The sequence below is a fragment of the Nocardioides sp. genome, assembly GCF_050246775.1.
GTDB lineage: Bacteria > Actinomycetota > Actinomycetes > Propionibacteriales > Nocardioidaceae > Nocardioides.
Genome location: NZ_JBFWVK010000001.1, coordinates 1,557,498 through 1,584,286, shown reverse-complemented (window position 1 = coordinate 1,584,286; position 26,789 = coordinate 1,557,498). Strand labels below are relative to the sequence as shown.

Here is a 26,789-nt window from a genome sequence, read left to right as displayed (position 1 = left end):
CTCCTGGTTGGTCGGCACCCCCAGCATGTGGGCGGCCCGCCGAGCACGCACGGGCCAATGGGCCCTTGCCGGGGTGACCGCAGTCCCTGTCGCTGCACCGTCTCGACCGGCACGCTGGTGCAAAGCGGAAGGAGAGGGACATGAACCTCGACGAGCGGTGGTTCCAGGGACACCTCATGGAGATGTCACGCAGTGAGTGCCTCGAGGCACTGGCCACGCGCCCGGTCGGCCGGGTCGCCTACAGCGACGCCGACGGGCCGGTGGTCACACCGGTCAACTTCGCCCTGGACGGCGAGGATGTCCTGTTCCGCATCGCCAGCTGGACCAGTCTGGCGCGCGGCCTGCACGGCCGGGTGGCGTTCCAGGTGGACGACTTCGAGGAGTACACCCAGTCCGGCTGGAGCGTCCTGGTCCGGGGTCAGGTCTCCTTCATCGACCACGACAGCTCAGGCCCCGGGCCTGCCGTGAACCGGCCGACCCCGTGGGCCGAGGGGCGTCGCGACCTGCTGGTCCGGCTCTCGCCGACCCAGGTCACCGGGCGCCGGCTGATCGCCGCGTGAGACATGCGGGCCCTAAGACCCGTGCATGATGTGGGTCGGGGCAGCACACTGGCCCCATGACTCCCATCAAGGTGTTCCTGCTCGACGACCACGAGGTGGTGCGGCGCGGACTGCGTGATCTGCTCGAGGCCGACGGCGACATCGAGGTGATCGGCGAGTCCGGCCTCGCTGTCGAGGCGACGAGCCGGATCCCGGCCCTGCGCCCCGACGTGGCGATCCTCGACGGCCGGCTGCCCGATGGCAGCGGCATCGACGTGTGCCGCGAGATCCGCTCCGTCGACCCGAGCATCCGGGCCCTGATCCTGACCTCCTACGACGACGACGAGGCGCTCTTCGCCGCCATCCTCGCCGGCGCGTCAGGCTATGTCCTCAAGCAGATCGCCGGCCACGACCTGCTCGACACCGTACGGCGGGTGGCCGCGGGTCAGTCCCTGATCGATCCGTCCCTGACCGCCCGGGTGCTCGACCGGGTGCGCAATGGGGAGCCGGAGGCCGCCGAGCTGTCCGGCCTCACCGACCGTGAGCGCGAGATCCTTGAGCTGATCGCCGAGGGCATGACCAACCGGCAGATCGGCGAGCGGCTGTTCCTGGCCGAGAAGACGGTGAAGAACTACGTGTCCAGCTTGCTCGCCAAGCTCGGCCTCGAGCGACGTACCCAGGCTGCGGTGCTCGCCGCGAAGCTTCTCAAATAGGACTTAATACCTGCACGGTGGTGCCGTCGTCCCCTGACCGCCAGAGCCCGGAAGCGATTGTCTGGAGGTACAAGCCAGACACATCTAGCAGGAGGCGACCCATGGTCACCATGCACCGGAACCACGACAGCACTGTTGCCGACGCGCACGCCACAAGTGGCGCGGTCGGCACCGAGACCCGAGCGTTTGACCGCGCACTGGCGGCACTGCGGATCGGGTTCGGGCTCACCTTCTTGTGGGCCTTCTTCGACAAGCTGCTCGCCCTCGGGTTCAGCACCGGAGCGATCACCGATGACGCCGGCGCCCGCACGGGGATCGACTTCTTCGCCAACGACGCCGCTTGGCTCAACGGCGGCAACCCGACCGAGGGCTTCCTGGCCTTCGGCGTTCCCGCCAACAACCCGTTCCAGAGCATGTTCAACTCCATGGCGGGTGACGCCTGGGTGAACGTGTTGTTCATGGCTGGCCTCCTCGGCGTGGGGATCACCCTCACCTTCGGCATCGGGATGCGTCTCGGCACGATCGCCGGCGCGCTGATGTACCTCCTGATGTGGACCGCCAGCCTTCCGCTGGAGAACAACCCGGTCATCGACGACCACATGCTCGGCCTGCTCAGCATGATCGTGCTGGGGCTGTCCGCAGCCGGCAACACGTGGGGACTCGGAAACGCGTGGTCCAAGACGAGTCTCGTCCGCAGAGCCCCCCTTCTGCGGTGAGTTCGTCGGCCGACCACCGGCCAGCTACCCCCGACTGGGCCATCCGGCCCGGTCGGGGGTGGTCGCATTTAACGGCTCCGGTTCCCGTTCGATGCGCCGAGGGGCACCTGCCACTCCAGGATCGTGCCCTGGGGCTCGCGGGGGATCAGGCGCAACTGGCCACCGAGCTGCTCGGCACGACGACGCAGGTTGAGCAGCCCGCTCTCGGCCCTGTCGGCCGGCAGGCCGCAGCCGTCGTCGGTGACGCGCAGCATCAGGTCGCCGCCGGCCACGTCGATCTCCACGCTGGCGCTGCTGGCCGCGGCGTGCCGGGCGATGTTGGACAGCGCCTCACGGAGTACGGCGAGCAGGTGCTCGTGCAGCTGCCCCCCGGACAGGGTCGTGTCCACGGGGCCGACGGTCCGCAGGCCGGGCGTGAAGCCGAGCGTGGTGCGGTAGTCCTGCACCAACGCCGAGACATCGTGGCGCACCGAGGTCTCCCCGGTGTGCTGGAGCTCGAAGATCGTGCTGCGGATGTCGCGGATCGTACCGTCGAGGTCGTTGACGGCACGGTCGAGGCGTTCGCGGAGCTCGGGGTTGTCGGCTTTGGCGCGACCCGCCTGGAGTTGAAGTCCGGTGGCGAACAGCCGCTGGATGATCAGGTCGTGCAGATCGCGCGCGATGCGCTCGCGGTCGGACACGATGGCCAGCTCCTGGCGATCGGAGAGTGACTGGATCCGGTCCAGGGCGAGCGCGGCCTGCTCGGCGTAGGAGGTGATGAGCTCCTTCTCCTGGCTGAAGATCCGGGTTGCCGATGCGCGGGCGTCGACGATGACGACGATCACCAGGGGTGGGAAGAGCCGGGTGCGCAGCGGGAGCACGATGGCGCGTCGGCGTCCTGCGAGCTGGACGTCGTCGGGGGTGTCGTGGTCGAGGGCGCGGCGCAGGTGGCCGTCCAGCTCGGTGATCAGGTCACTGACGCGCTCGGCCTCCCGTCCGTCGACGACGGCGAGAACGGGCTCGCCTCCTTCGTCCAGGGCGAAGACGCCGACCGACAGCGCCTGCGACACGGCGCGGGCGCCGGAGGCGATGTGGGGCAGGGCCTCGCTCAGGCTGAGGGGTGCCTGCATCACCTCGTGGAGCCGAGCGGCCGCCTCCAACCACGTGCGCTGCCGCTCGCTCATCGCGTAGGCACGGGCGTTCTCGATCACGAAGCCGGCGGCACTGGCCAGCGCCACCACCAGGGTCTCGTCCTGCTCGCTGAACTCCTCGCCCCCGGCCTTCTCGGTCAGGTAGAGGTTGCCGAACACGGTGCCGCGGATACGCACGGGCACGCCCAGGAACGAGGTCATCGGCGGGTGGTTGGGCGGGAAGCCGTAGGAGGTGGGATGGTCCTGCAGCGTGGGCAGGCGCAGGGCCTGGGGATGATCGATGAGCAGCCGGAGGATGCCGCGCCCCCGCGGTGGTTCGCCGATCTGCTCGCGCTGGTGGTCGTCGAGGCCGTGGGTGATGAAGTCCGAGAGCAGTCCGTCGCTACCGATCACTCCCAGGGCGCCGTACTTCGCCCCGGTCAGCTCACACGACGACACCACGATCTGGTCGAGGACGTGGTGCATGTCTCGCGCGGAGCTGATGGCGATGACGGCATCGAGGAGCACTCGCGCGCTGGAGGGCAGTGCGGCCGTGGTCGGGCTGTGCTCGGGCATGGACCCCATCCTGACACCCCGCCCGGGCGTCAGCGGCTGCGACGGACCGGGACCTCGTTCTCCCGCGTCCACCCGGTGCCGATGCGGCGTCCGCTCAACTCGTCCCAGCGCAGCCGGACGTGCAGCAGGCGCGGACCGCTGGCCCAGGGACGGGGCTCCCAGAAGGATTGGATGGTCTCCAGCTCCTGCACGTCCTCGATCATGGAGCCGCGGCCGGTGGCCACGACACTCCAGCCGGTGTGCAGCTCGTAGTCGAGATGATCGACCTCGAAGGCGAGCTGGTTGTTCCAGGCGTAGGTGCCCAGGACGCTGTACGGTGCGGTGCGGAAGATGATCGAGTCGTCCTGGGTCGTGTAGTTCACCGGCATGATCCGGGGACCGGACGGGGTGCACACGGCGGCGCGACCGACGACTCCTGCAGCCAACAGCTCGCGGCACTGCTCGTAGGACATCTCCGTCGCCTCACTCATGGACTCAGCGTGCTTTGTGCGGGGTTGGAAAGCACGGGTCCTAAGTCCTTTGTCGGCAGGGCAGGTGGTCGTTGCCTCGTCAGTCAGCCCTGCCCCGCCGCCTGAACCTGCGCACTAGGCTGACGCCCATGTCTCGCATCGCCCTGGTCCGCAGGCCCACCGACGACCTGGCCTCCGGCATCGTCACCCATATCCAACGATCCGAGGTCGACGTGGAGCTGGCGAAGGTCCAGCACACGGCGTACGCCCAGGCGCTGCGCGACGCGGGGTGGGACGTGCGTGAGGTGGAGCCCGCGCCCGGTTGTCCCGACGCGGTGTTCGTCGAGGACTCCGTGGTCGTCGTTGACCGGACCGCTGTCATCACCCGGCCCGGTGCCGAGGCCCGACGCGGCGAGACCGCCGGCACCGAGGCCGCCGTACGAGCCCTCGGACTCACCGTCGCGCACATCACCGGTGCGGCCACGCTCGACGGGGGCGACGTCCTGCAGGTCGAGGACACCGTCTACGTCGGTCGTGGCGGACGCACGAACGCCGACGGCATCCGCCAGCTGCGCCAGCATCTCGAACCCCTCGGGCGCACTGTCGTGCCGGTCCGGCTCACCGATGTCCTGCACCTCAAGTCCGCTGTCACCGCTCTGCCCGACGGCACCCTGCTGGCGCTGCCCGAGCTCCTGGAGCCCGGGGTCTTCGCGACCTCGCGTCCTGTCACGGAGGAGGGCGGCTGCCACGTCGTCCCACTGGGAGGCAGCGAGATCCTGATCGCCGCCTCGGCCCCCCGCACGATCGACTACCTGGCCGACCTGGGCTTCACCCCGCTCGTCGTGGACATCAGCGAGTTCGAGAAACTCGAAGGATGCGTCACCTGCCTGAGCGTGCTGATCCGATGAGCGTCGGCTGGGGGATCGCGGCCACCGGCAAGATGGCCGAGGCCTTCGTCGGCGACTTCGACCACGTCGACGGCGCCGAGGTCGTCGCCGTGGGGAGCCGGCGACCCGCCAGCGCGCAGGCGTTCGCCGAAACCCACGGCATCGCCCGGCACGGCACCTACCACGACCTGCTCGCCGACCCCGGCGTCGACGTCGTCTACATCGCCACTCCGCACCCGCAGCACCGCGCCCTGGCGCTGGCAGCCATCGACGCCGGCAAGGCCGTCCTGGTGGAGAAGGCCTTCACCGCGACGCTGGCCGGCGCCCAGGAGGTCGTCGCCCGCGCCCGGCACCAGCACGTCTTCGCCATGGAGGCGATGTGGACGCGGTTCCAGCCGGTCATGGTCACCGCCCGCGAGCTGATCGCCGCAGGCGAGATCGGCGACCCGCTGATGGTGCAGGCAGACCTCGGCGCCTTCCGCGCCTTCGATCCCAGCGACCGCCTCTTCGACCCCGCCCTCGGAGGAGGTGCCGTCCTCGACCTGGGCGTCTACGTCATCTCCGTCGCCCAGCACTTCCTCGGCGACCCCGACCGGGTCACGGCCACCGGGCGGCGGTTCGCCAACGGTGCCGACGCGAGCGTCAACATCCTGATGTCGTACGACGACGGACGCAGCGCGTCCGTGATCGCCTCGCTGGAGGGTGCTTCGGGCGGCCGGGCCACGGTCCTGGGGACTGGAGGCTCGATCGAGTTCGCGCCCCGGTTCCACCACCCGACCACGATCATCGTCCGGCGCAACGGCCAGTCCGACGAAGAGATCACTGCCCAGCCGCGCGGGCGCGGCTACGCCCACGAGATCGACGAGGTGAACCGGTGCCTCGCCGCAGGTCTCACCGAGAGCGATGTGATGCCGTTGGACGACACCCTCGGCGTGCAACGGGTCATGCAGGACGCCCTGGAGCAGCTCGGCGTGACGCCGAGCGAGGACGACGACGTCGACGTCTGAGGAATCACACCGGATCCACAGGTTCCGCTGAGCAGTTTCGCAGGATCGCTTGGTCAACTGGATGACATGAACGACGCACCCGACAACTCCGCTCCTGAGAACCAGGACCCCGCTCAGTCGCCCTACGGCCCGTACGAGGCGCCGTACCCGTCGCCCTACGTGCCGACGTACGCCCAACCGTTCGACCAATCGTTCGGTCAGGCGCCCCCGCCCGCCCCGAAGCGTCACCCGTGGCGCGCCGCCCTCGCTGGTGGCGTCGCCGGCGGCGTGCTCGCTGCCGCCGTCGCCGTCCCGGTGACCCTCTGGGTGGTCCCGGACAACGCCAGCTCGGGCACCAGCGCCGCCGCCCCGGAAGCACCGCAGGGGGGCGGCACCTTCGAGCAGCCCTCGGACGGCCTCTTCCCCGAGGCCGGGCCGAACGTGTCGACCGAGCCCGAGTCCACCGGCACCAAGGCCACCGAGGAGCAGTCCCAGGGAGTCGTGCTGATCGACACCGTGCTGGGCAACGGCGCCGGCGCAGGCACCGGCATGATCCTCACCTCGTCGGGCCTGATCCTCACCAACTACCACGTCGTCGAGGGCTCGACCTCGATCAAGGTGACCGACGCCGTCAGCGGCGACACCTACACCGGGGAGGTCGTCGGTCACGACGCCGCCTCCGACGTGGCCCTCGTTCAGGTCGACGCCGACAACCTGACGCCGATCGACCTCGACCAGGACGGCACCACGCTCAACGAGAAGGTCACGGCCGTCGGCAACGCGTCCGGCCAGGGCTTCCTCTCCGCCGTCACCGGCACCATCCAGGCCGAGGACCAGTCCATCACCGCCTCCGACGGCGAGGGTCTCGGCGACAGCGAGCACCTGACCGGCCTGCTGCAGACCGACGCCGCCGTGGTGCCGGGCTACTCCGGCGGGCCCCTGCTCGACGCGGACGGCGAGGTCGTCGGCATCGACACCGCAGCCTCCAGCAACAGCAGCACGATGTCGGCACTGTCCGGCACCTCGGAGGGCTACGCCGTGCCGATCGACGACGCGATGAAGATCGTCGACCAGATCGAGGCCGGTGACGAGAGCGGCACCGTGCAGATCGGCCCCTCGGCCTACCTCGGCGTCGGCATCGGCCGGTCCGGCGGCACACAGCTGGTCGAGGTCGGCGAAGGCGGACCCGCGGCCGAGGCTGGCCTCGCTGCGGGCGACACGATCACCAGCATCGACGGCACCAGCATCACGTCGTACGACGCCCTCAAGGCCGTGCTCGCCGAGCACGAGCCCGGTGACCAGGTGAGCATCGAGTGGACCGGCACTGCCGGCAACAGCCACGAGGCCACCGTGACGCTGGGGTCGAACCCGGCGAACTGAGGCCGCCATCCGAGCAGCGGGTGCGTCCCTTGACGGAAACGTCGGGCGCACCCGCTGCTCGCGCCGAGATTGCACCTTCCAACCAATCGGCTGGCACGATTGAGGCATGACTTCTCTCGCAGACTTCGACGCCCGCAGCATCGACGGGGAGCAGATCGACCTCGCGTCCTACGCCGACCAGGTCGTGCTCGTCGTCAACACCGCCTCGGAGTGCGGCTTCACCGGCCAGTACAAGGGCCTGCAGGAACTGCAGGACCAGTACGCCGCGCAGGGGTTCACCGTGCTCGGGTTCCCGTGCGACCAGTTCGGGAACCAGGAGCCCGGCACCGAGGACGAGATCGCCACCTTCTGCGAGAAGAACTTCGGCGTGCAGTTCCCGCTCTTCGCCAAGGTGGACGTCAACGGCGACCAGGCGCACCCGCTCTTCGCGTGGCTGCGCAAGGAGAAGAGGGGAATGCTGGGCGGCAAGATCAAGTGGAACTTCACCAAGTTCCTCATCGGCCGCGACGGCCAGGTCATCGACCGGTTCGCGCCGACCACGACGCCGGAGCAGCTCACCGACAAGATCGAGTCGGCCCTCAGCTCCTGACCGATATGACCGAATGACCTCTGCTACTTGCCCGTAACCCGGGGCGGGGTCGAAGGTGGGCACATGTCCGCCACCACGTCGTCGTACTCGATCACCATGCGGCTCTACACCGCTCCCGACCACGGCGTGGTGGGGACGGTCGCCACCTGCATCGCAGCCTGCGGTGGCATCGTCACCGCCATCGACGTCACCGAGTCGCGCCACGACCGGCTCGTCGTGGACGTCACCTGCTCGGCCACCGACTCCGACCACAGCCAGGAGCTGGTCAAGGCCGTCGAGGCCATCGAGGGCGTTGTCGTCCACAAGGTCTCGGACCGGACGTTCCTGCTCCACCTCGGCGGCAAGATCGAGGTGCGTTCCAAGGTGCCGCTGAGGACCCGCGACGACCTCTCCATGGCCTACACGCCCGGGGTCGGCAGGGTCTCGATGGCGATCCACGAGAACCCCGAGGACGTCGTCAACCTGACCATCAAGGGCAATGCCGTGGCGGTCGTGACCGACGGCTCAGCGGTGCTGGGCCTGGGCAACATCGGACCGGGCGCGGCACTGCCGGTGATGGAAGGCAAGGCGGCGCTGTTCAAGCGCTTCGCCAACATCGACGCCTGGCCGATCTGCCTGGCCAGCCAGGACGTCGACGAGATCGTGCGCGCCGTCGAGATGATCGCGCCCGGTTTCGGTGGCATCAACCTGGAGGACATCGCGGCCCCACGCTGCTTCGAGATCGAACGGCGCCTGCGCGCCTCGCTCGACATCCCGGTCTTCCACGACGACCAGCACGGCACCGCGATCGTGGTGCTGGCGGCCCTGACCAACGCCCTGCGCGTGGTCGGCAAGAACATCGGCGACATCCGGATCGTCGTGGCCGGGGCCGGTGCGGCCGGCAGTGCCATCGTGACGCTGCTGCTCGCCGGCGGGGCCGGCGACGTCACCGTCTGGGACCGCGAGGGCCTGCTGTCCCGTGATGACGCCACCCTTCCCCCAGCCAAGGCCGAGCTGGCCGCGCGGACCAACCCGCAGCGACTGCGTGGCGACCTGCAGTCCGGGCTCAACGGTGCCGACGTGTTCATCGGCGTCTCCGGGCCGGGGGTTCTCAAGGCCGAGTGGATCGCCGACATGGCCCCGGACGCGGTGGTCTTCGCGCTGGCCAACCCGGACCCCGAGATCGACCCCGTGGAGGCCTCGAAGTACGCCGCCGTGGTGGCCAGCGGTCGATCGGACTACCCCAACCAGATCAACAACGTGCTCGCGTTCCCCGGTGTCTTCCGCGGGCTGCTCGACGCACGAGCCAGCGAGATCACCACCGACATGCTGATCGCCGCCGCCGCGGCGATCGCCCACACGGTCAAGGACGAGGAGCTGAACCAGTCGTTCATCATCCCGTCGGTGTTCAACCCCGAGGTGCCCAAGGCAGTGGCAGCCGCGATCAGCGGCCGCCCGCTGGCGTGAGCGGAGTCGCTCAGCGGTTGGCGTAGAGCGCGGCTCCGATGATCCCGGCCTGGTTGCGCAAGGTGGCCGGCACGATCGGCGTCGCGATCTCGAGCAGCGGCAGGAAGTCGGCCGACTCCTTGCTGATCCCTCCACCCACGACGAACAACTCGGGCGAGAACAGGGCCTCCAGCGTCTGGTAGTAGACCGACAGCCGGTGCGCCCACTCCTTCCAGGACAGGTCCTCGGCCTGTCGCACCGAGTTGGCCGCCCACTTCTCGGCGGCACCGTGCCCCTGAAGGTGCAGGTGGCCGAGCTCGGAGTTCGGCACGAGCGTGCCGTCGTAGATGAGGGCCGACCCGATCCCGGTCCCCAGGGTGGTCACGATGACCAGTCCCTGCTGGCCGCGCGCCGCGCCGTACCGCACCTCGGCGAGGCCGGCGGCGTCCGCGTCGTTGACGACGTGGACGTCGCGCTTGAGCGCCTCGGTGAACAGGGCGTCGGCGTCGGTGCCGATCCAGGACTTGTCGATGTTGGCCGCGGAGCTGACCACGCCGTTGCGGACGATGCCGGGCACGGTGACGCCGATCGGACAGGTCGAGTCAGGGAACTGCGCCACGAGATCGGCGAAGAGCCCGGCGATGATGTCGGGGGACGAGTTGGCGGGGGTCTTCACCCGCACCCGCTCGGCGGCGAAGGCGCCCTTGTCGAGGTCAACGGGTGCGCCCTTGCACCCGGTGCCGCCGAAGTCGATCCCGAAACCTGTGTGTGGACTGCTGGTCATGGGGGACATTCGACCACATCGGGCCGGGGTGCTGACGGAATCTCAGAGGCGCCGACAGGGGTCCGGATGAGAGGGTGGCCGCGTGAACGTCGCCCAGCACCTCGAAGGCCTGCGGGTCGCTCTCGTCGCCTTCGTCCGGTACGCCGACCGGGCCGGCCTCGATGCCCCCGTGCCGACCACGCCTGCCTGGTGCGTCCGCGACCTCATCGCCCACCAGGGCATGGTGCACCGCTGGGCGGCGGCCGTGATCCGAGGCGAGCGCATCGATCCCGGCGCCGTCGAGGGCGAAGGGCGCGCTGCCGCCGACCCCGTCGAGTGGCTGCGCGACGGTGCCATCGCCGTGGTGCAGGCCATCTCCGATGCGCCCGAGGACCTCGATGTGCTCGTGTTCCTCCGGGATGCTCCCGGCGCCCGCGAGTTCTGGGCGCGGCGGCAGTGCCACGAGACCACGATGCATGCGGTCGACGCCCTGGCGGCGAGCCTGGGCCGCTACCCCAGGGCGGCTGACACGGCGATCTCGACCGACGTGGCCCTCGACGGCATCGACGAGCTGCTCACCGGTTTCATCACCCGGGACCGCTCGCGACTGCGCAGCGAGGAGCCCATGACGATCGCCGTCCGCCCGACGGATGCTGGGCAGTCCTGGCTGGTCCGGGTGAGCACCGACCCGGCCGTGACCACCCGGCACCCGGCGTCGGTGGTCGAGCAGGGTTCGGTGGTCGAGCAGTCTTCGGTGGTCGAGCTTGTCGAGACCACACCCGACATCGTCCTCGAGGGCACGGCGGTCCAGCTCTACCTGAGCCTGTGGAACCGCAGCGACGAGGTCATTCCGGAGGGTGACTGGGACCTGTGGGTCGAGGGCGCCCAGATCCGCTGGTCCTGAGAACATGAGGCCCGTTGGGTCCGGGCCGATGACTTCTTGTCGGTGGTCCGGTCCATGCTGGGGACAAGCGCTGAGAGTCGCAGATGAACAGGAGCCGCGATGATTCACGCACGAGGACTCGTGCAGACCTTCCACACCGGTCAGGGCAAGAAGAAGACCGAGGTCCGGGCCGTCGACGGCGTCGATCTCGATGTCGCCGAGGGCGAGGTGGTCGGTTTCCTCGGGCCCAACGGCGCCGGGAAGACGACGACGTTGCGGATGCTGGTGACCCTGCTCAAGCCGACGGCGGGCACCGCCTCGGTGGCCGGCTTCGACGTGGCCACCCAGGCCCAGCAGGTGCGCCGCAGCATCGGCTACGTCTCCCAGGCCGGCAGCACCTTCAGCGGTGCGTTCGCCGGTGACGAGGTGGTCGATCACGGCATGCTCTACGGCATGTCGAAGGCCACCGCCACGGCGCGTGGCCAGGAGCTCTTCGGCCAGCTCGAGCTCGACGGCCTGTGGCGGCGGATGCCGAAGAACATGTCCGGCGGGCAGAAGCGTCGCCTGGACGTGGTGATGGGCCTGATCCATGAACCGTCACTGGTCTTCCTTGACGAACCGACCACCGGCCTGGACCCGCAGGCCCGGGCCAACCTGTGGGAGCACATCGCCGACCTGCGCCGGCGCCGCGGCGCGACGGTGTTCCTGACCACGCACTACCTCGACGAGGCCGATGCCCTGAGCGACCGGATCATCGTCATCGACAAGGGCCGGATCGTCGCCAGCGACACCCCCGACAACCTCAAGGCACAGGTGGCCGGCGACCTGGTCGACCTGGAGGTCGTCGACACCGCCCAGGTGAGCATGGCGGCCGAGCGGCTGGGGGCGATCGCCGACAACGTCGAGATCGAGGAGCGCCACGTCCGCGGCCGGGTGCAGCGGGCCGGCCGCGCCGTCCCGGGCCTGCTCCGTGAGCTCGACGCCTCCGGAGTCACCCTCGATTCCATCGAGGTGCACCGACCGACCCTGGACGACGTGTTCCTCACCCTGACCGGCCGGTCCCTGCGTGACGCGGACCAACCCGACAGCGAAGAGACGACTGACGGAGTCCCAGCATGACCTTCCTGCGCGAGTGCACGATCGTGTTCAACCGCCAGCTGCGGATGAACCTGCGCAATCCGGCGTGGGTGCTGATCGGCGTGATGCAGCCGGTGCTCTACCTGGTGCTGTTCGGGCCGTTGCTCAAGCCGCTGACCTCCCAGTTCGGCGCCGACAACGCCTACACGTTCCTCGTCCCCGGCCTGCTCGTGCAGTTGGGCATGTTCGGGGCCTTCTTCGCCGGGTTCAGCCTGATCGGGGAGTGGCGCGAGGGAGTCATCGAGGCTGAGCGGGTCACCCCGGCGAGCCGCACCGCGCTACTGCTCGGTCGGCTGATGCGCGACGTGCTCCAGCTCCTGGTCCAGGCCCTGATCCTGGTCGGGCTGGGCTACCTGATGGGTCTGCGTGGTTCGTTCTCGGGAGTGATCCTGGGCATCGCCATCACCCTCCTGGTCGGCGGCGCGTGTGCTGCGGCGTCCAATGCCCTCGCACTGACCACGAAGAGCGAGGACGTGATGGCGCCGGTCATCAACATGGTGATGATGCCGGTGCTCCTGCTCAGCGGCATCCTGCTGCCGATGACGCTGGGGCCTGACTGGCTCCAGAGGCTGAGCGACTTCATGCCCTTCCGCTGGATCGTCGACGCCGTGCGCGACACCTTCGCCGGGGAGTTCGACACGAGCGGAGTGGCCTGGGGCAGCGCGTGGGCGGTCGTCCTGTTCGGGTTGGCGATCTGGTGGGGGACGGCGGTGTTCCGCAAGGACAACGCCTGACCTCAGGTGGTCAGGCGACTGCGGAACCACTCGAGCACCGCAGGGTCGTCCAGGCCCTCGCCGACGTACGCCGCGCCCGACAGGTCGTGGTCGCGGGTGTAGTCATTGGTGACCGCGACGCAGCGCAGACCGGCCTGCACGGCGGCGCTGACTCCGGCGGCCGAATCCTCGACGGCCACGCAGTCCTCGGGGCCGTGACCAGTGAGCCGCATCGCCTCGAGGTAGACCGCCGGGTCGGGCTTGAGCACGGTGATCTCGGTGCCGGTCACGACGGCCCGGAACCGGACGACGGGGAAGGTCCGGGCGAGCAGTGGCTCGACCCAGGCCCGGTTGCCCGTGGTCGCGACGGACAGCTCGACCCGGGCAGCGGCGAGCTCGGTGAGCAACCGGACAGCGCCGGGCCGGGGCGGCACGGCGCCGACCTCGATGAGGTCTCGCATGAGGTCGGTCTTGCGCGTGTGCAGCCGCCTGGCCAGCTCCTCCGCCTCCGCGGGACCATGGCCCCGGGCCACCAGGTAGCGGACCAGGCGCCGCCGGCCGCCGGTGACGTTCAGGAGCTGTCCATAGGGCACCGGGTCCCAGCGGTCCGGCAGTCCCGCCTCCTCGAAGGCGAGGTTGAAGGCCACCCGGTGTCCGTCGCGTTCGCTGTCGACCAAGGTCCCGTCGACGTCGAAGATGACGGCTTGCAGCCTTCTCACGCGGTGTAGTCCACGGCGGAGTACGCCGCCAGCCGGTCCAGGCGGTGCGTGGAGTGGATCTCCCGGATGCTGCCCGACTTCGAGCGCATCATCAGCGACGAGGTCTCGATGACGCCCGACAGGTTCCGGGGGCCGTAGCGCACCCCGGGCAGGAGCTCACCGTCGGTGATCCCGGTGGCGCAGAAGAACACGTCCCCGGGGCCGACGAGGTCGCGGCTGGTGAGCACGGCGCTGAGGTCGAGCCCGGCGTCCAGGGCGCGGCGGCGCTCGGCCTCGGAGGTGGGGTGGAGCCGGCCGAGGACCTCGCCGCCGAGGCACCGCAGGGCGGCGGCGGCGATCACCCCCTCCGGTGTCCCGCCGATCCCCATCAGCAGGTCGATGCCGGTGCCCGGCCGGGCCGCCATGATCGCGCCGGCCACATCGCCGTCCGGGATGAACCGGATCCGGGCTCCGGCGGCCCGGATCTGCGCCACCAGGGTGTCGTGACGGGGCCGATCGAGGACGACGACGGTGACGTCCTGCGGCGTACCGCCCTTGGCTTTGGCGACGGCGGCGATGTTGTCTGCCACCGGGGCGTCGAGGTCGACCACCCCGACGGCGTCGCTGCCGACGACGATCTTGTCCATGTAGAAGACCGCGGAGGGGTCGTACATGGCTCCGCGCGGTGCGACCGCGATCACCGAGACGGCATTGGGCTGTCCCTTGGCCAGCAGGGTGGTGCCGTCCACCGGGTCGACGGCGACGTCACATCCGGGCCCCTGGCCGGTGCCGACGCGCTCGCCGTTGAAGAGCATCGGGGCGGCGTCCTTCTCGCCCTCGCCGATGACCACGACGCCGTCCATCGCCACGGTGGAGATCAGCGCGCGCATCGCGTCGACGGCGGCACCGTCCCCGCCCTCCTTGTCACCCTTGCCGACCCAGCGGCCCGACGCCATGGCAGCGGCCTCGGTGACCCGGACCAGTTCGAGGCCCAGGTTGGCGTCGGGCGCCTCGGCCCCGGTCACTGCTCGTCCTGACGGGCCTGCAGCAGGTGGTAGAGCAGGATCAGCTGGGTGATCGCCAGCGGTTCGCTGCGCCGGTCATCGGTGATGCGACCCAGGCTGTCGGGGGGCCCGCCCTCGACCTCGAGCTCGGCCCAGATCGCCTTCTCCAGCTGACGCGCCTCCTCGGTGGAGGCATGCCCATGCACATGGAGGCAGTCGGTCGGGGTCCCGTCGGCGTCGCGGATGATCTTCAGGTGCATCGCGGTGCGGTGGTCGTCGGTCAGGATCGTCGAGAGGGACGGGTGCTGGATGGTGGGGCGCAGCATCAGCTCCGCCGAGAGCGGCGTTCCCGGCGGGTCGTTGCGGGTCGCGATGGGCGCGAACCTGGCCACGATGTCGGCGTACCGGCGCTGCGGCCGGATGTAGGCCGCCGACTCCGGCTCACGCCGCTCCAGGTCAGCCACCACCTGGGCGGGGGTGTAGCCGCGCTTCGCACAGTCCCGGTCGATCTTCCACTGGTGCCGGATCTCCTCGGGAGGGTCGAGGAAGACGGTCACGTCGAAGCAGGCGCGGGCCAGTTTGGTGGCCAGCGGGTGCAGTCCCTCGATGATCACGAACTCGCGGGGCTCGACGTACGCCGGCCGAGTGAAGGTGCCGGTGGCGTGGTCGTAGACGGGCTTCAGGATCGGTCGACCCAGGGCCAGGAGCTGTAGGTGCTGCTCCATGATGTCGAGGTGGTTGCAGTCCGGGTGCAGGGGCGTGAACGGCTTGGTCTTGCGTTCCTCGCGATCGAAGGCGTGGTAGTCATCGACACAGATCGAGGTGCACCGATCCTCACCCAGCGCCTCGACCAACCCCTTGGTCAGGGTGGTCTTGCCGGCGGCCGAGTCGCCCGCGATCGCGAGCATCACCGGCCGGGCGGCGCGCCCCGTGGCCTCCGAGCGGGTCATTCGCAGCATCTTGTCGGGCATCTCAGGTCTCCAACTCGCTCAGCAGTGCGGTGATCTGGGCAGTGACGGCTTCGGTGGTGAGGCCGACGTGGGCGAGCACGGCGGGTCCGGGGCCGGAGGCGCCGAACTCGTCGATCCCGATCGCCAGGTCCACCAGCCCGCGCCACCCGGAGGTCACGCCGGCCTCGATGCTCACGCGCGGCACGGAGCGGTCCGGCACGTAGAGCGAACGGTCCATCGCCGAGACGACCCGGGTGGTGATCCCACCGGACGCCAGCCGTTCGGCGACCTCCATGGCGAGCGAGACCTCGGAGCCGGTGGCGACGATCTCCACCTGGACCGCGCCGCCCTCCTCCCTCTCCCTCGATAGTCCAGAACGGTCGGCACCGGCTGAGGCCGTTTTCAGGTGCGTTGCGTTCGGGACTATCGGGAGGGCGGGCAGCGACTGGCGCGACAGGATCAGCGCAGTCGGCCCATCGGTCCGCGAGATCGCCCGACGCCAGGCCTCCACGGTCTCGGCCTCGTCGGCGGGGCGCAGGACCTGGAGGCCCGGGATGAGACGCAGCGACTCCACGTGCTCCACCGGCTGGTGGGTGGGGCCGTCCTCGCCCACGGCGACGGAGTCGTGGGTCAGGACGTGGATCACCGGCTGTCCCATCAGTGCGGCGAGGCGCAGCGCCGGACGAAGGTAGTCGCTGAACACCAGGAAGGTGCTCCCCCAGGTGCGGAAGCCACCGTGCAGGGAGATGCCGTTGAGCACCGCGGCCATCGCGAACTCGCGGATCCCGAAGGCGATCACCGACCCCGCGAAGTCCTCGCGCGTCACCAACGCCGCGCCTGTCGCCGTACCGGTCGAGCCGGCGAGGTCCGCCGAACCGCCGACCAGCTCGGGCAGCAGGCCGGTCAGTGCGATCAGGCAGTCCTGCGACGACTGACGGGTGGCGCGGGAGCGGCCTTCGGCGATGGCAGCCAGCGTCCCGGAGAGCTCACCCGGCAGTCGCCGTGCCCGAGCTCGCGTGAAGTCCGCGGCTCGGTCCGGCGCACCGGCGGCGTACGCCGTGAAGGCGTCTCGCCACTCGGCGTGCCGCGCGGCCCCCTCGCCGGCCAGGAGGCGGCAGACCTCCGTGACGGCGTCGGGCACGCTGAACGGGGGGAGATCCCATCCGGCGCGTGCCCGGGCGGCGGCGAGCACCGGCTCGCCGAGCGGGGAACCGTGGACTGCGGAGGTGCCCTCGACCCCGGGGGCGCCGTGGCCGATGACGGTGCGCACGGCGACGAAGCTGGGTCGGGGGTCGGCCTTGGCTGCCCGGAGTGCGGCGTCGATGGCCTCCACGTCGGTGCCGTCGGTGACGGTGACGGTGTGCCAGCCGTACGCCGCGAACCGGGCCAACTGGTCGTCGCTGGTCGACAGGGCGGTGGACCCGTCGATGGTGATGGCGTTGTCGTCCCACAGCACGACGAGGCGACCGAGCCCGAGGTGGCCGGCCAGGGAGGCCGCCTCGTGGGAGACACCTTCCATCAGGCAGCCGTCCCCGACGATCGCGTAGGTGTGATGGTCGGTGATCTCAGGGTGGCGGGCATGGGTCATCCGCTCCGCGAGGGCAAGACCCACTGCCATCGCCAGGCCCTGGCCGAGCGGGCCGGTGGTCGTCTCGACGCCGGGGGTGTGCCCGACCTCGGGGTGTCCCGGGGTCCGGGATCCGAGCTGACGAAACGCCGCGAGCTCGGCGAGCGGCAGGTCGTAGCCGAACACGTGCAGCAGCGAGTAGAGCAGGGCCGAGCCGTGCCCTGCGGACAGCACGAAACGGTCCCGGTCGGCCCAGTCGGGGTCGGCCGGGTCGTGCTTGAGGTGCCGGCTCCACAGGGCCCAGGCCATGGGGGCGGCACCCATCGGCATGCCCGGGTGGCCGGAGTTCGCGGCCTGGACCATGTCGGCGGCCAGGAAGCGGAGGGTGTCGACGGCGAGCAGGTCGACGTCGACGGCGGTCAGTTCGTCGGTGGTCATCACGCGGCCGCCTGACGCAGGAGGTCGACGGCGGCGGCCTTGCCGTCGGCGTGGGCATACATCCACGAGCCGCTGATGAAGACGTCGGCACCGGCGCGGGCGGCTCCGGGGATGGTGGAGTCGGTGATTCCGCCGTCCACCTCGAGCTCGATGGCGAAACCGGACTCGTCGATCATCCGGCGCAGCTCAGCGATCTTGGGCTCGACCGCGGCGATGTAGGCCTGGCCGCCGAAGCCGGGGTTCACGGTCATGGCGAGCACCAGGTCGGTCTCGGCCAACACGTGCTCCACGACGGAGGCGGGGGTGTGCGGGTTGAGGGCGACCCCGCTGCGCGCACCCAGGTCCCGGATCCGGGCCAGGGTGCGGTGCAGGTGGGGGCAGGCCTCCGCGTGGACGATCAGCAGCTCGCAGCCGGCGTCGGCGTACCGGCTGAGCAGGTCGTCGGGCGCCACCACCATGAGGTGGGCCTCGAAGCCGACCGTGCTGTGCACCCTCGCGGCCGCGATCACGTCCGGACCGAAGGTGAGGTTGGGGACGAAGACCCCGTCCATGACGTCCCACTGGATCCGGTCGACGCCGGCAGCGCAGAGTGCGGCCACCTCGTCACCGAGCCGGGCGAAGTCGGCTGGCAGCACGGAGGGGACGATGAGGGGTCGTGGCGTCGATGGCGGCATGGGACCAGTTGACCGGTCCCGGCGCCGACGGCACTCACCCGCGTGGGTGGAGCCGGGGGTGAGATGTCGATGGACAGCCCTGGACGCGGGCGTTTCGCGCTTAGGGTGTGCCCATGTCAACGCCCCCGCTGCGCCTGGTCCTCGTGGATGACCACGAGATGGTGCTGCACGGCCTCGGTGCGATGCTCGGGCACTTCGCCGAGGAGGTCGTGATCGTGGGTACGGCGACGACGGCCGGTGCGGCCCTGGCGCTCGTGGCCTCCGATGCGCCGGACATCGTGCTGTGCGACGTCCGCCTCGGCAAGGAGAGCGGCCTCGACCTGTGTCGCCAGATCACCACCCAGCACCCGGGGGTGAGAGTGGTGCTGTTGACGGTGTACGACGACGAGCACTACCTGTTCCAGGCGCTGCGGGTCGGGGCGTCGGGCTACATCCTCAAACGTGTCGACGCATCCGAGCTGGTCGGGCACCTGCGCCGGGTGGCGGAGGGCGAGACCGTGATCGATCCCGCACTGGCCGGTCGGGTGGCGTTGTCGGCGGCGCGACTGAACGCGGGCGAGTTCTGGGCCGGCGCCCACCTCGGCCTGACCCAGCGCGAGTCGGAGGTCCTGGAGCTGCTGGTCTCCGGGCACTCCAACAAGGCGGTCGCCGCCCGGCTGGTGGTCAGCGAGGACACGGTCAAGACCCACATCCGTGGGCTCTACCGCAAACTCGGTGTCTCCGAGCGGAGTGGGGCGATCGCGGTCGCGCTGCGCGAGGGGCTCTTCCGGTGACCGGGGTGCCGACCGCGCAGGACGTCGCGGCGGCGTTCTCGGCAGACGGCGTGCTGGTGTTCGCCAACGACGGCGCCGAGCTGACGCTGAGCGATGTCTGGCCGGCCAACCCTGCCCTGACACCACTGCTGCGGATCGCGGTCGGTTTCGGGGTCACCGGGCTCGTGGCCCGCAACGGCCAACCGGTCCTGCTGGCCGAGGACTCGCCGCGCAATCCGGTGCACCGTCAGCTGCTCGGGCTGGCGCCGGGGGAGACGGTGGCCCGCATGTGCCTGCCCGCTCTCGGCGTGGAGGGTGTGCTCTCCGGGGTGCTGGCCCTGCACCGGTCGCCCGCGCGACCGTTCCGTCGCGAAGAACTCGCCGAGGCCACGGCGTACGCCGCGGTGCTGGGACTGCACCTGCACGCCGAGCAGCTGTGGGGCGCGGTGCACCGGCACCGCAGCGAGCGCGACCGCCTCATCGCTGCAGCGATCTCGGCGCAGGAGGCCGAACGCCGACGGATCGCCTTCGACCTGCACGACGGGGTGACCACCGCGTTGGCGTCGATGTCGTTCCACCTGTCGGCAGCAGACCTGTCGGTGGCCGAGCTGCCCGGTGCCGATCGGGCGCGGGCCGAGGTGGGGGCGGCCCGTCAGCTGGCGGACCTGGCCTACCAGCAGACCCGGGTGGCGATCTCCGGGTTGCACAGCCTCGTGCTCGACGACCTCGGACTTGTCGCCGCGCTCGAGTCGCTGGCCCAGACGGCCGCCGGTGCGGACGGTCCGGTGGTGGACCTGGTGGTCGATTCCGCCGCGGTGTTCGACGACGTACCCGACCATGCGGCGGCCGCCCTCTACCGGATCGCCCAGGAGACGCTGGGCAACGCGGTCAAGCATGCCCGCGCGGACCGCGTAGTCCTGTCGCTGCGCAGGGTGGGGGAGTCGGTGGTGCTGGGCTGCACCGATGACGGGATCGGTTTCGACCCCGAGGAGCGGCGTACTTCCCGGATCGACGACGGCGCGCAGCACTTCGGGCTGTCGTCGATCGCGGAACGCTGTGCCCTCATCGAGGCCTCGCTACGCCTGGAGTCGATGCCGGGACGCGGGACCACGGTGCTGGTCGAGCTCCCGCTGTAGGGCTGCGCGCCCGTGCGGGGATCCCCGGTCGACCGGGGAAACTGTCGGTTGTCAGCCATTGCAACAGCTGACAACCGCGGGAATCCCCGGTCAGCCGGTGACTCCTGTGGTGGCGTGACTCACGCAGTGGCGGCAGCAGCACGCTCGCAGTTCGCGATGAGCGCCTGCTGCGCGCGGGTCACGTTGGCGGGTTGGCCGGCCCAGGTGGCGAGGGCGTCGTTGACGAGCGCGCGGCCGAAGGAGAAGGTCATCGCCCAGGGGGCGGTGTCGATCGCGTTGAGCGCGCGCAGGAATGCGCAGGCGTCGTCGGTGGGGTGACCGCCGGAGAGGAAGGCGATCCCGGGAACGGTGGCGGGCACGCAGTCGCGCAACACGTCGTGGGTGACCGTGGCGACGGTGCGTGCGGACACGTCCTGGCAGCCGAGCCCGGGGGTGACGAAGTTGGGTTTGAGGACGATCCCGGTGAGGTCGACGTCGGCCTGCTGGAGTTCGTCGAAGAGCGCGTCGAGGGCCATCCGGGTGGCGACTGCGCAGTCGACGAGGTCGTGGGCGCCGGCGGCGAGCACCTCGGGTTCGACGACCGGGACGATCCCGTGCAGCTGGCACAGGGCGGCGTAGCGGGCGAGGGCCTGGGCGTTCACGCGAGCCGAGTAGGGACTGATCGTCGACACGTCGAAGACCGCGCGCCACTTCGCGAAGGCGGCCCCGCGGGCGGCGTACGACCCGAGACGCTCGCCGAGCCCGTCGAGGCCCTCGGTGACGAGGGCGCCCGCGGTGCCGGGCAGGGGGACGGTGCCGGTGTCGACCTTGATGCCGGCGAGTACGCCGAGCTCGGCTGCCGCCGCCGGGAAGGTGCGGGCGTCGGTGAGCTGCTGGCCGAACGTCTCGTCGCACCAGATGACACCGCTCACGGTGCGGGCGAGCCCGGGCGCGGTGAGCAGGAGCTGGCGGTAGTCACGCCGAGTGGTCTCGGATGCCACGACACCCTCGCCTTCGAGCCGCGTCGACATGGTGGCGATGCTCTCGTCGGCCGCGAGGATTCCCCGACCGCCCGAGGTCAGCCGCCGGGCGGTCGTCGCGAGGTCACGGGTCTGGGCGGTGACGGTCATGGTTCCTCCAGTGGGTACGTCGGTGTGGCCAGCGTGCGCGACCCCGGGCCGACCGGACTCACCCCTGCGGGGGATATGCGGTGTGAAGTGTCCTTGACGAGGGCCGACGCGACCGGTCACAGTCGAGAGGCGTCAGCATCCCTGTGGAGGTGTGAACCGATGTCCCCAGGTGGCCCGGACATGGAGCCGAACCCGCACCAGGGGCCGGGCGAACCGCCCTGGCTCCCGAGCGGAGCCCACGGCCATGACCACGGGGACCGGTCCGCTGAGGAGCACGGCCCTGCCCCCGCATCGGTCGGGCAGACGCTGGACCGGGCCCACTATCGGGTGGAGGCGGTGGCTCGAGAGCGACAGTCCGCCGGGGACCCGATGCCTCCCCCGTCGACCGATCCGCACCTGCAACCGACTCGCGACGAACGGTTCGGGCGGCTACGCGAAGCTCAACGCCGCACCGCCGAGTGGGCCCAGGCCCGAATCGACGAGGACCTCGGTGGGCATTGGCCGGAGTACCTGCTGCCCACCGCGCAGTACCTGCTCGACGTCTTCACCGCCCTGTCCCAGGACGAGGACTTCTGGGCGGAGATGATCGCTTCGGAGTTCGCGGTGTCCACCATGACTGCCGAGGAGTCGTTGCTGGTCCAGGAGATCATCTCCTCGGACCTCTACGGGCTCCTGGAGATGATGGACTTCCGGCCACCTCCACCGATCGTCGACGTGACGGTCGAGTTGCAGCTCGCGATCGACGACGTCCGCTCGGATCCCGACCGTGCGCGCCGCGCGAGCCGCAGCCACGATGCCCGTCGGGGCATGGCGCTGTTCTGCTATCGCCTGCGACCACTCATCGAGGCGGCCGAACGGGTCGCACGCACCGACGAGGACAGTCCCCGGACCCGGGAGACCGGCCGCAAGCTGTTGCGTGCCGTGAGGCGTGGGGGCCTCGCCGCGGGGCCGGCGGCCGTCGCTGCCGGGGTGACCACTGTGTTGTTCCCGCCGGCCGCGCCCGTAGCCGCCGGCGCAGTGGTGGCCGCGGGCATGACCGAGGCAGCGAAGGAGCTCACCAAACGCAGCGTCGAGGCAGGCTCCACCCACCTGCTCGCGGCGAGCCTCGCCGACGAGGAGGCCGTGGGCGATCCCGCGGCTGTCTATGAGGCCACGCGTGCGGCCTTCCAGCAGCGCATCGGTGACGTGATCGTCTGGGCCCGACACCTGGAAGCTGGGGTGTACCCGCTCCCTGTCGCCGTCCACGCCACCAACCTCGAGGCGATGCGCTGGTATTTCCAGTTTCGTCGCGCCGAGCTCGCCTATCCGCCGGCGATGGGGCGCGGAGCCCACCTCGGTGCAGGGGCGGCCTGGGAGGCACTGGTGCGGTTGCGCGAGTGGCCCGAGCGCCCGGACCCCGATGAGTTGTCCCTGATCAGGCGCGACCTGGAGAGCGCCCTCAGCGATCTGGTCGGCTAGAGCTAGGCGCTACTCGGAGGGCTGGGGCACCTTGCACTTCACCTTCGGGTTGACCCCGAGGTAGTTCAGCGGGCCGGCGACGACGGTGAGGGCGGTGTCGCCCACGTTCTTGCAGCTCACCTCGCGGTTGTCGGTGAAGTAGTCACGCTGGAACGCGGCCAGCGCTCCGACCAGCAGCCAGAGGATCACGACGATCCCGACGAGTCTGCGCATGTGGTGCTCCTTGTTCGACGGTGCGGGTGCCTCGACCCTACGGGCCGAGGTGCGCGAGCCACGGTACGTCGACCGCGCCAGCCACGAACAAGCCAGTCCCCACCACGATCGCCACCCAGTGCGGCAGGAGCACCTGCGGCATGAACCACGGCTTGACCCGGACCAGGCGGTGCACCATCCGGGAGTCCAGGCGCTCAGGTTCCTCTCCGCGCCAGTCCTGGGCCGGTGGGCCACCGTCGTAGGACCAGTACATGTCGATCCGTGGGGAGGACACCTGGCCGATCCCTGGCACGGTGGTCGAGTTGAGCTGCGAGGCGACGTACTCGATGTCGCGCATGCGGGGGTAGTAGCGCACCTGGAAGGACTTCAGGAGCAGGTCGAGGAACCAGAACCCGAGGGCGGTCAGCGCACCGAGCCCGAAGAGGGCGTAGTGCTGGGTCTGGAAGCCGAGCCCCAGGGCTGCCAGTGAGAGCGTCACCGACCAGCCCTTGACGATCATGAGGCGGCCGTCGAAGTCGGACACGGCGCCGACGAGGGCGTAGTACTCGCGGCCGAGATCCTCGCGCAACGCCTGTTCGCGAGGGGTCAGTCCCGCTTCACGATCTGCCATGGCCGCTGTCCTTCTCGCCTCGACCGGTTCCACGATAGACCCGGAATGAGATCAGGAGCCACCACCGGCGCCTCGCTCAGCGCAGGGAGTAGGTGGCGATGGACACGCCGACGTAGTGGGTGGCGAAGGCGGTGAGGGCAAGCAGGTGGAAGACCTCGTGGAACCCGAACCAGCGGGGGATCGGGTTGGGTCGCCGGGTGCCGTAGACGATCGCGCCCATCGTGTACAGGGCGCCGCCCAGGAGGATCAGGAACGGGACGACGTTGGCGCCCGGGTAGGAGATGAAGTCCTTGACGAAGAAGACGGCCGCCCACCCCAGGGCGAGGTACGTCGCGGTGTAGATCCACCGGGGGGCGTCGATCCAGAAGAGCCTCGAGAGGATTCCGAGTGCTGCGCCGGACCAGGCGACGGCGAGCAGGGCGACGCGTGGCTGCCCACTCAGCATGATGAGGGCGAAGGGGGTGTAGCTGCCCGCGATCAGCACGAAGATGCTGGCATGGTCGATGCGCCGCAGGATCAGCGCGACCCGCGGCGCCCAGTTGCCCCGGTGCAGGGTGGCGGATGCGGTGAAGTTGATGAGGGCCGCGAGCGCGAAGACGGTCGAGCCGATGCGTGATGCCGGGCTGGGGGAGAGCGCGATGAGCACGACGCCGGCGGCCAGGGCGAGGGGAGCGGCCGCGGTGTGTAGCCAGCCACGGAGGTGTGGAGCAGCCTCGGACACCCTGATGGGCGGATGTGCGATGGTCATCTGGCTCGCCCCTTGCGCTCTGATTTCGTCGCCGGGGTCCGGGGCCACTGAGCGCCGCACGCGCGGGCTCCTCCTCGACGATAGCAGCGGTCCGCAGGGACGAGACCGGATCGGGGGCTTGACCTTGACGTAGCGTCAATCCGGACGCTGGTGTCATGACCACCATCACCGCTGCCATCGAGGTCGCCGGCGTCACCAAGTCGTACGGCGAGAACGCCGTGCTCCGCGGCGTCGACCTCACCGTGCCCGCCGGCACCGTCTACGCCCTGCTGGGCCCCAACGGCGCCGGGAAGACCACCATGGTCCGCATCCTCTCGACCCTCATCAGCGCCGACGCGGGGGAGGTCCGGGTCGCCGGCTTCGACGTCCGCCGGGAGCCGGACGGGGTACGCCGCTCGATCGGGGTCACCGGACAGTTCTCGGCCATCGACGAGTTGCTCACCGGCCGGGAGAACCTCCGGCTGATGGCCGACCTGGCGCACCTGCCGCGGGTGAGGGCCGCCGGGCGCGTCATCGAGTTGCTGGACCAGTTCGGCCTGACCGACGCCGCAGATCGTCAGGCTGCGACGTACTCCGGCGGCATGAAACGCCGCCTCGACCTCGCCATGACCCTGGTCAGCCGCCCGCGCCTGATCTTCCTCGACGAGCCGACCGCCGGGCTCGACCCGCGCAGCCGACGCGACCTGTGGCAGATCGTTCGTGACCTGCTGGCAGACGGGGTCACCGTCTTCCTCACCACGCAGTACCTCGAGGAGGCCGACCAGCTCGCGCACACCGTGGGGCTGCTCGACGACGGCCGGCTCGTCGCCGAGGGGACGCCGGCCGAGCTCAAGGCGCAGGCCGGCGGGGAGACCCTGGACGATGTCTTCCTGGCACTGACCGGCCACGCCGCCACCCCTCCCGCCCAGGACGACTCGAGCGACGACCAACTGGAGGAGATCCGATGACGACCCTGACCTACACGGCCCGCGACTCCGCCACGATGCTGGGCCGCAACCTCAAGCACATCCGCCGCTACCCGTCCCTGACCCTGATGCTGATCGGCCAGCCGGTGCTCTTCCTGCTGCTCTTCGTCTACGTGTTCGGCGGCACCATGGGTGCTGGGCTGCCGGGCGGCGGCGGCCGATCGGCCTACCTGGCCTACATCTCGCCGGCGATCCTGATCATGACCGTGGCGTCGGTGGCGCTGAGTACGGCGATCTACATCGCCAAGGACGCGACCGAGGGGATCATCGACAGGTTCCGCACCATGCCGATCGCGAAGGCGTCGGTCCTCAGCGGGCACGTGCTGGCGGCGCTGGCTCAGACGGCGCTCGCGCTTCTCGTCGTGGTGGGGCTCGGCCTGCTCCTCGGCTACCGCCCGGGCGTCGGTCCCGCGGGCTGGCTGGGTGCCCTCGGCGTCCTGGTGCTGCTGGCGATCGCACTCACCTGGCTCTGCCTGGCCCTCGGCCTGGCTGCCGGCAGTGTCGAGACCGCGAGCAACACGCCGATGTTCCTGATGCTGCTGCCGTTCCTCTCCAGTGGCTTCGTGCCCACCGACTCGATGCCGGCCGGGCTGGCGTGGATCGCTGAGCACCAACCCTTCACGCCGATCATCGACACGCTGCGGGCCTGCCTGGAGGGCACCTCGCCGGGCTCGGACCTCTGGTGGGCGATCGGCTGGTGCGTCCTGATCACCGTGTCGTCGTACCTGTGGGCACGTCGCCTCTTCTCCCGGGTTCGGGCAGGCTGAGACCGTGCTGACGATCGGCCAACTGGCGGCCTACTCCGGGGTGACCACGCGTGCCGTACGGCACTATCACCAGATCGGCCTGCTGCCCGAGCCCGAGCGCGACTCGTCGGGCTACCGCACCTACGCCGCCGCCGACGTCGTACGACTGATCCGGGTCCGGACGCTCGCGGAGGCAGGCGTCCCCCTCGCCCGGGTCCAGGAGCTGCTGACCGCCGACGAGGCGGGCTTCGCCGAGGCGGTGGCCGAGATCGACCTCCGGCTGCGCGGCGAGATCCAGCAGATCCAGGCCCACCGGCGCAGGATCGCCCAGCTTGCTGCTGGCGACAGCCTGGCGCTGCCGGTGTCGGTGACCGAATACCTTGACCGGATGCGCTCCCTGGGCGCGCCCGAGGTGATGGTGGAGATGGAGCGCGACGCCTGGATCCTGATCGCCGCACAGCTGCCGCAGCGCATCGAGGAGTTCATGGTCGTGAAGCAGGCCCAGCTCGACGACCCCCTGATGCGGCGCTTCCTGCACATCATGGCTGGGCTCGTCAGCGGCGATGACGAGTCCGACGCGCGGCTCGCCGAGACCGCTGACCTGGTGGTCGAGATGGCCGAGCAGGCGGCAGCTCGAGGTGAGCTCGACGGCCAGGACGATGCCCTGCCCGACAACGCCTTCGCCGACCTGCTCGACACCCTGGTCCTGGCCGCCGGCCCACGGATGGTCCGGATCCGGGACAGGATCCAGGAGCTGATGATGGAGCGCGGCTGGAGCGGGCTGATCAAGATGGAGCGGGTCGCCGACGTGGAAGGCGCTGGCCGACAGCCAGCCCAGCGTCGGCATTGACCATCA

29 protein-coding genes are annotated in these 26,789 nt (G+C 70.2%); 17 read left to right on the top strand and 12 right to left on the bottom strand.

The window, feature by feature from the left end:
- Nucleotides 1-140 precede the first annotated feature (140 nt).
- The 3 genes from AB7I40_RS07535 to AB7I40_RS07525 all read left to right on the top strand — a co-directional run bounded on the left by AB7I40_RS07535 (nt 141) and on the right by AB7I40_RS07525 (nt 1,968).
- Complete coding sequence (locus AB7I40_RS07535; RefSeq protein ID WP_428346379.1) at nt 141-560, top strand: pyridoxamine 5'-phosphate oxidase family protein; 420 nt, start codon at nt 141-143, stop codon at nt 558-560.
- Nucleotides 561-616: 56 nt separating this feature from the next.
- Nucleotides 617-1,252, top strand: coding sequence for a response regulator (locus AB7I40_RS07530; protein ID WP_428346378.1), 636 nt, complete (start codon nt 617-619; stop codon nt 1,250-1,252).
- 101 nt (nt 1,253-1,353) lie between these two features.
- A complete protein-coding gene (locus AB7I40_RS07525; protein ID WP_428346377.1) occupies nt 1,354-1,968 on the top strand; it encodes a hypothetical protein in 615 nt (204 codons plus the stop codon).
- Nucleotides 1,969-2,036: 68 nt separating this feature from the next.
- Here the strand turns inward: AB7I40_RS07525 and AB7I40_RS07520 are convergent, their stop codons facing one another.
- Complete coding sequence (locus AB7I40_RS07520) at nt 2,037-3,653, bottom strand: GAF domain-containing protein (RefSeq protein WP_428346376.1); 1,617 nt, start codon at nt 3,651-3,653, stop codon at nt 2,037-2,039.
- A gap of 29 nt (nt 3,654-3,682) precedes the next feature.
- Nucleotides 3,683-4,123 carry a pyridoxamine 5'-phosphate oxidase family protein gene (locus AB7I40_RS07515; RefSeq protein ID WP_428346375.1) on the bottom strand — a complete coding sequence of 147 codons (441 nt, stop codon included), beginning with the start codon at nt 4,121-4,123 and terminating at the stop codon, nt 3,683-3,685.
- A gap of 128 nt (nt 4,124-4,251) precedes the next feature.
- On the opposite strand from AB7I40_RS07515, the gene ddaH reads away from it, so the two are divergent.
- The 5 genes from ddaH (at nt 4,252) to AB7I40_RS07490 (ending at nt 9,390) form a co-directional block, all read left to right on the top strand.
- Nucleotides 4,252-5,010 carry a dimethylargininase gene (gene ddaH / locus AB7I40_RS07510; protein WP_428346374.1) on the top strand — a complete coding sequence of 253 codons (759 nt, stop codon included), beginning with the start codon at nt 4,252-4,254 and terminating at the stop codon, nt 5,008-5,010.
- Nucleotides 4,977-5,996 (top strand): Gfo/Idh/MocA family protein, encoded by a 1,020-nt coding sequence (locus tag AB7I40_RS07505; protein WP_428346373.1) that lies wholly within the window; start codon nt 4,977-4,979, stop codon nt 5,994-5,996. Before ddaH ends, AB7I40_RS07505 begins: the two co-directional genes overlap by 34 nt.
- Before the next feature lie 66 nt (nt 5,997-6,062).
- A complete protein-coding gene (locus AB7I40_RS07500) occupies nt 6,063-7,355 on the top strand; it encodes a S1C family serine protease (protein ID WP_428346372.1) in 1,293 nt (430 codons plus the stop codon).
- Between the two features lie 106 nt (nt 7,356-7,461).
- Entirely contained in the window at nt 7,462-7,944 is a 483-nt protein-coding gene (locus tag AB7I40_RS07495; protein ID WP_428346371.1) for a glutathione peroxidase, read from the top strand.
- Nucleotides 7,945-8,007: 63 nt separating this feature from the next.
- Nucleotides 8,008-9,390: an NAD-dependent malic enzyme gene (locus AB7I40_RS07490; protein WP_428346370.1), complete on the top strand. Its 1,383-nt coding sequence runs from the start codon at nt 8,008-8,010 to the stop codon at nt 9,388-9,390.
- A gap of 10 nt (nt 9,391-9,400) precedes the next feature.
- Here the strand turns inward: AB7I40_RS07490 and ppgK are convergent, their stop codons facing one another.
- Nucleotides 9,401-10,153: a polyphosphate--glucose phosphotransferase gene (gene ppgK, locus AB7I40_RS07485; RefSeq protein ID WP_428346369.1), complete on the bottom strand. Its 753-nt coding sequence runs from the start codon at nt 10,151-10,153 to the stop codon at nt 9,401-9,403.
- Between the two features lie 82 nt (nt 10,154-10,235).
- Here ppgK and AB7I40_RS07480 point away from each other — a divergent pair, with 82 nt between their 5' ends.
- The 3 genes from AB7I40_RS07480 (at nt 10,236) to AB7I40_RS07470 (ending at nt 12,886) form a co-directional block, all read left to right on the top strand.
- Nucleotides 10,236-11,036: a maleylpyruvate isomerase N-terminal domain-containing protein gene (locus AB7I40_RS07480; RefSeq protein WP_428346368.1), complete on the top strand. Its 801-nt coding sequence runs from the start codon at nt 10,236-10,238 to the stop codon at nt 11,034-11,036.
- A 99-nt stretch (nt 11,037-11,135) separates the two neighbouring features.
- Complete coding sequence (locus tag AB7I40_RS07475) at nt 11,136-12,134, top strand: ATP-binding cassette domain-containing protein (RefSeq protein ID WP_428346367.1); 999 nt, start codon at nt 11,136-11,138, stop codon at nt 12,132-12,134.
- Nucleotides 12,131-12,886, top strand: coding sequence for an ABC transporter permease (locus tag AB7I40_RS07470; RefSeq protein ID WP_428346366.1), 756 nt, complete (start codon nt 12,131-12,133; stop codon nt 12,884-12,886). Before AB7I40_RS07475 ends, AB7I40_RS07470 begins: the two co-directional genes overlap by 4 nt.
- A gap of 2 nt (nt 12,887-12,888) precedes the next feature.
- On the opposite strand, the gene AB7I40_RS07465 is transcribed toward AB7I40_RS07470, so the two are convergent.
- Genes AB7I40_RS07465 through rpe form a run of 5 tightly spaced genes read right to left on the bottom strand, consistent with a single transcriptional unit; the run spans nt 12,889 to nt 18,196 of the window.
- Nucleotides 12,889-13,584 (bottom strand): HAD family hydrolase, encoded by a 696-nt coding sequence (locus AB7I40_RS07465; RefSeq protein ID WP_428346365.1) that lies wholly within the window; start codon nt 13,582-13,584, stop codon nt 12,889-12,891.
- A complete protein-coding gene (gene glpX, locus AB7I40_RS07460; protein ID WP_428346364.1) occupies nt 13,581-14,588 on the bottom strand; it encodes a class II fructose-bisphosphatase in 1,008 nt (335 codons plus the stop codon). Before glpX ends, AB7I40_RS07465 begins: the two co-directional genes overlap by 4 nt.
- Nucleotides 14,585-15,538: a phosphoribulokinase gene (locus tag AB7I40_RS07455; RefSeq protein ID WP_428346363.1), complete on the bottom strand. Its 954-nt coding sequence runs from the start codon at nt 15,536-15,538 to the stop codon at nt 14,585-14,587. The genes glpX and AB7I40_RS07455 overlap by 4 nt, the downstream gene beginning before the upstream one ends.
- Nucleotide 15,539: 1 nt before the next feature.
- Nucleotides 15,540-17,522 carry a transketolase gene (gene tkt / locus AB7I40_RS07450; protein ID WP_428346362.1) on the bottom strand — a complete coding sequence of 661 codons (1,983 nt, stop codon included), beginning with the start codon at nt 17,520-17,522 and terminating at the stop codon, nt 15,540-15,542.
- Nucleotides 17,522-18,196, bottom strand: a complete 675-nt coding sequence (gene rpe / locus AB7I40_RS07445; RefSeq protein ID WP_428346361.1) for a ribulose-phosphate 3-epimerase — start codon at nt 18,194-18,196, stop codon at nt 17,522-17,524. The genes tkt and rpe overlap by 1 nt, the downstream gene beginning before the upstream one ends.
- Nucleotides 18,197-18,309: 113 nt before the next feature.
- On the opposite strand from rpe, the gene AB7I40_RS07440 reads away from it, so the two are divergent.
- Nucleotides 18,310-18,969 carry a response regulator gene (locus AB7I40_RS07440; RefSeq protein ID WP_428346360.1) on the top strand — a complete coding sequence of 220 codons (660 nt, stop codon included), beginning with the start codon at nt 18,310-18,312 and terminating at the stop codon, nt 18,967-18,969.
- Complete coding sequence (locus tag AB7I40_RS07435; RefSeq protein WP_428346359.1) at nt 18,966-20,084, top strand: GAF domain-containing sensor histidine kinase; 1,119 nt, start codon at nt 18,966-18,968, stop codon at nt 20,082-20,084. The genes AB7I40_RS07440 and AB7I40_RS07435 overlap by 4 nt, the downstream gene beginning before the upstream one ends.
- A 119-nt stretch (nt 20,085-20,203) precedes the next feature.
- On the opposite strand, the gene AB7I40_RS07430 is transcribed toward AB7I40_RS07435, so the two are convergent.
- Nucleotides 20,204-21,193, bottom strand: a complete 990-nt coding sequence (locus AB7I40_RS07430) for a class I fructose-bisphosphate aldolase (protein ID WP_428346358.1) — start codon at nt 21,191-21,193, stop codon at nt 20,204-20,206.
- A 180-nt stretch (nt 21,194-21,373) separates the two neighbouring features.
- On the opposite strand from AB7I40_RS07430, the gene AB7I40_RS07425 reads away from it, so the two are divergent.
- Complete coding sequence (locus AB7I40_RS07425; RefSeq protein WP_428346357.1) at nt 21,374-22,651, top strand: hypothetical protein; 1,278 nt, start codon at nt 21,374-21,376, stop codon at nt 22,649-22,651.
- A gap of 9 nt (nt 22,652-22,660) precedes the next feature.
- Here AB7I40_RS07425 and AB7I40_RS07420 read toward each other — a convergent pair whose 3' ends face one another.
- From AB7I40_RS07420 to trhA, 3 genes are all read right to left on the bottom strand, one after another.
- Entirely contained in the window at nt 22,661-22,864 is a 204-nt protein-coding gene (locus AB7I40_RS07420) for a hypothetical protein (protein ID WP_428346356.1), read from the bottom strand.
- A 37-nt stretch (nt 22,865-22,901) separates the two neighbouring features.
- Entirely contained in the window at nt 22,902-23,474 is a 573-nt protein-coding gene (locus AB7I40_RS07415) for a hypothetical protein (protein WP_428346355.1), read from the bottom strand.
- 76 nt (nt 23,475-23,550) lie between these two features.
- The gene (gene trhA, locus AB7I40_RS07410) at nt 23,551-24,222 is read right to left on the bottom strand and encodes a PAQR family membrane homeostasis protein TrhA (protein WP_428346354.1); all 672 of its coding nucleotides are present in this window, start codon (nt 24,220-24,222) and stop codon (nt 23,551-23,553) included.
- A gap of 155 nt (nt 24,223-24,377) precedes the next feature.
- Between trhA and AB7I40_RS07405 the strand changes: the two genes are divergently transcribed.
- The 3 genes from AB7I40_RS07405 to AB7I40_RS07395 are packed head-to-tail and all read left to right on the top strand — an operon-like array spanning nt 24,378 to nt 26,783.
- Nucleotides 24,378-25,169, top strand: a complete 792-nt coding sequence (locus AB7I40_RS07405; RefSeq protein ID WP_428346353.1) for an ABC transporter ATP-binding protein — start codon at nt 24,378-24,380, stop codon at nt 25,167-25,169.
- A complete protein-coding gene (locus AB7I40_RS07400) occupies nt 25,166-25,954 on the top strand; it encodes an ABC transporter permease (RefSeq protein WP_428346352.1) in 789 nt (262 codons plus the stop codon). Before AB7I40_RS07405 ends, AB7I40_RS07400 begins: the two co-directional genes overlap by 4 nt.
- 4 nt (nt 25,955-25,958) lie before the next feature.
- Nucleotides 25,959-26,783 (top strand): MerR family transcriptional regulator, encoded by an 825-nt coding sequence (locus AB7I40_RS07395; RefSeq protein ID WP_428346351.1) that lies wholly within the window; start codon nt 25,959-25,961, stop codon nt 26,781-26,783.
- Nucleotides 26,784-26,789 lie beyond the last annotated feature (6 nt).

Bases quoted from the DNA above. Each gene is read 5' to 3' on its own strand.
- AB7I40_RS07475 (WP_428346367.1), top strand. From the start codon at position 11,136: ATGATTCACGCACGAGGACTCGTGCAGACCTTCCACACCGGTCAGGGC.
- AB7I40_RS07400 (WP_428346352.1), top strand. From the start codon at position 25,166: ATGACGACCCTGACCTACACGGCCCGCGACTCCGCCACGATGCTGGGC.
- AB7I40_RS07520 (WP_428346376.1), bottom strand. From the start codon at position 3,653: ATGCCCGAGCACAGCCCGACCACGGCCGCACTGCCCTCCAGCGCGCGA.
- AB7I40_RS07415 (WP_428346355.1), bottom strand. From the start codon at position 23,474: ATGGCAGATCGTGAAGCGGGACTGACCCCTCGCGAACAGGCGTTGCGC.
- AB7I40_RS07470 (WP_428346366.1), top strand. From the start codon at position 12,131: ATGACCTTCCTGCGCGAGTGCACGATCGTGTTCAACCGCCAGCTGCGG.
- AB7I40_RS07405 (WP_428346353.1), top strand. From the start codon at position 24,378: ATGACCACCATCACCGCTGCCATCGAGGTCGCCGGCGTCACCAAGTCG.
- AB7I40_RS07500 (WP_428346372.1), top strand. From the start codon at position 6,063: ATGAACGACGCACCCGACAACTCCGCTCCTGAGAACCAGGACCCCGCT.
- AB7I40_RS07505 (WP_428346373.1), top strand. From the start codon at position 4,977: ATGCGTCACCTGCCTGAGCGTGCTGATCCGATGAGCGTCGGCTGGGGG.
- rpe (WP_428346361.1), bottom strand. From the start codon at position 18,196: ATGCCGCCATCGACGCCACGACCCCTCATCGTCCCCTCCGTGCTGCCA.
- ppgK (WP_428346369.1), bottom strand. From the start codon at position 10,153: ATGACCAGCAGTCCACACACAGGTTTCGGGATCGACTTCGGCGGCACC.
- AB7I40_RS07455 (WP_428346363.1), bottom strand. From the start codon at position 15,538: ATGCCCGACAAGATGCTGCGAATGACCCGCTCGGAGGCCACGGGGCGC.
- AB7I40_RS07490 (WP_428346370.1), top strand. From the start codon at position 8,008: ATGTCCGCCACCACGTCGTCGTACTCGATCACCATGCGGCTCTACACC.
- AB7I40_RS07515 (WP_428346375.1), bottom strand. From the start codon at position 4,123: ATGAGTGAGGCGACGGAGATGTCCTACGAGCAGTGCCGCGAGCTGTTG.
- AB7I40_RS07420 (WP_428346356.1), bottom strand. From the start codon at position 22,864: ATGCGCAGACTCGTCGGGATCGTCGTGATCCTCTGGCTGCTGGTCGGA.
- AB7I40_RS07530 (WP_428346378.1), top strand. From the start codon at position 617: ATGACTCCCATCAAGGTGTTCCTGCTCGACGACCACGAGGTGGTGCGG.
- AB7I40_RS07440 (WP_428346360.1), top strand. From the start codon at position 18,310: ATGTCAACGCCCCCGCTGCGCCTGGTCCTCGTGGATGACCACGAGATG.
- AB7I40_RS07495 (WP_428346371.1), top strand. From the start codon at position 7,462: ATGACTTCTCTCGCAGACTTCGACGCCCGCAGCATCGACGGGGAGCAG.
- AB7I40_RS07525 (WP_428346377.1), top strand. From the start codon at position 1,354: ATGGTCACCATGCACCGGAACCACGACAGCACTGTTGCCGACGCGCAC.
- AB7I40_RS07425 (WP_428346357.1), top strand. From the start codon at position 21,374: ATGGAGCCGAACCCGCACCAGGGGCCGGGCGAACCGCCCTGGCTCCCG.
- ddaH (WP_428346374.1), top strand. From the start codon at position 4,252: ATGTCTCGCATCGCCCTGGTCCGCAGGCCCACCGACGACCTGGCCTCC.
- AB7I40_RS07535 (WP_428346379.1), top strand. From the start codon at position 141: ATGAACCTCGACGAGCGGTGGTTCCAGGGACACCTCATGGAGATGTCA.
- tkt (WP_428346362.1), bottom strand. From the start codon at position 17,522: ATGACCACCGACGAACTGACCGCCGTCGACGTCGACCTGCTCGCCGTC.
- trhA (WP_428346354.1), bottom strand. From the start codon at position 24,222: ATGACCATCGCACATCCGCCCATCAGGGTGTCCGAGGCTGCTCCACAC.
- AB7I40_RS07430 (WP_428346358.1), bottom strand. From the start codon at position 21,193: ATGACCGTCACCGCCCAGACCCGTGACCTCGCGACGACCGCCCGGCGG.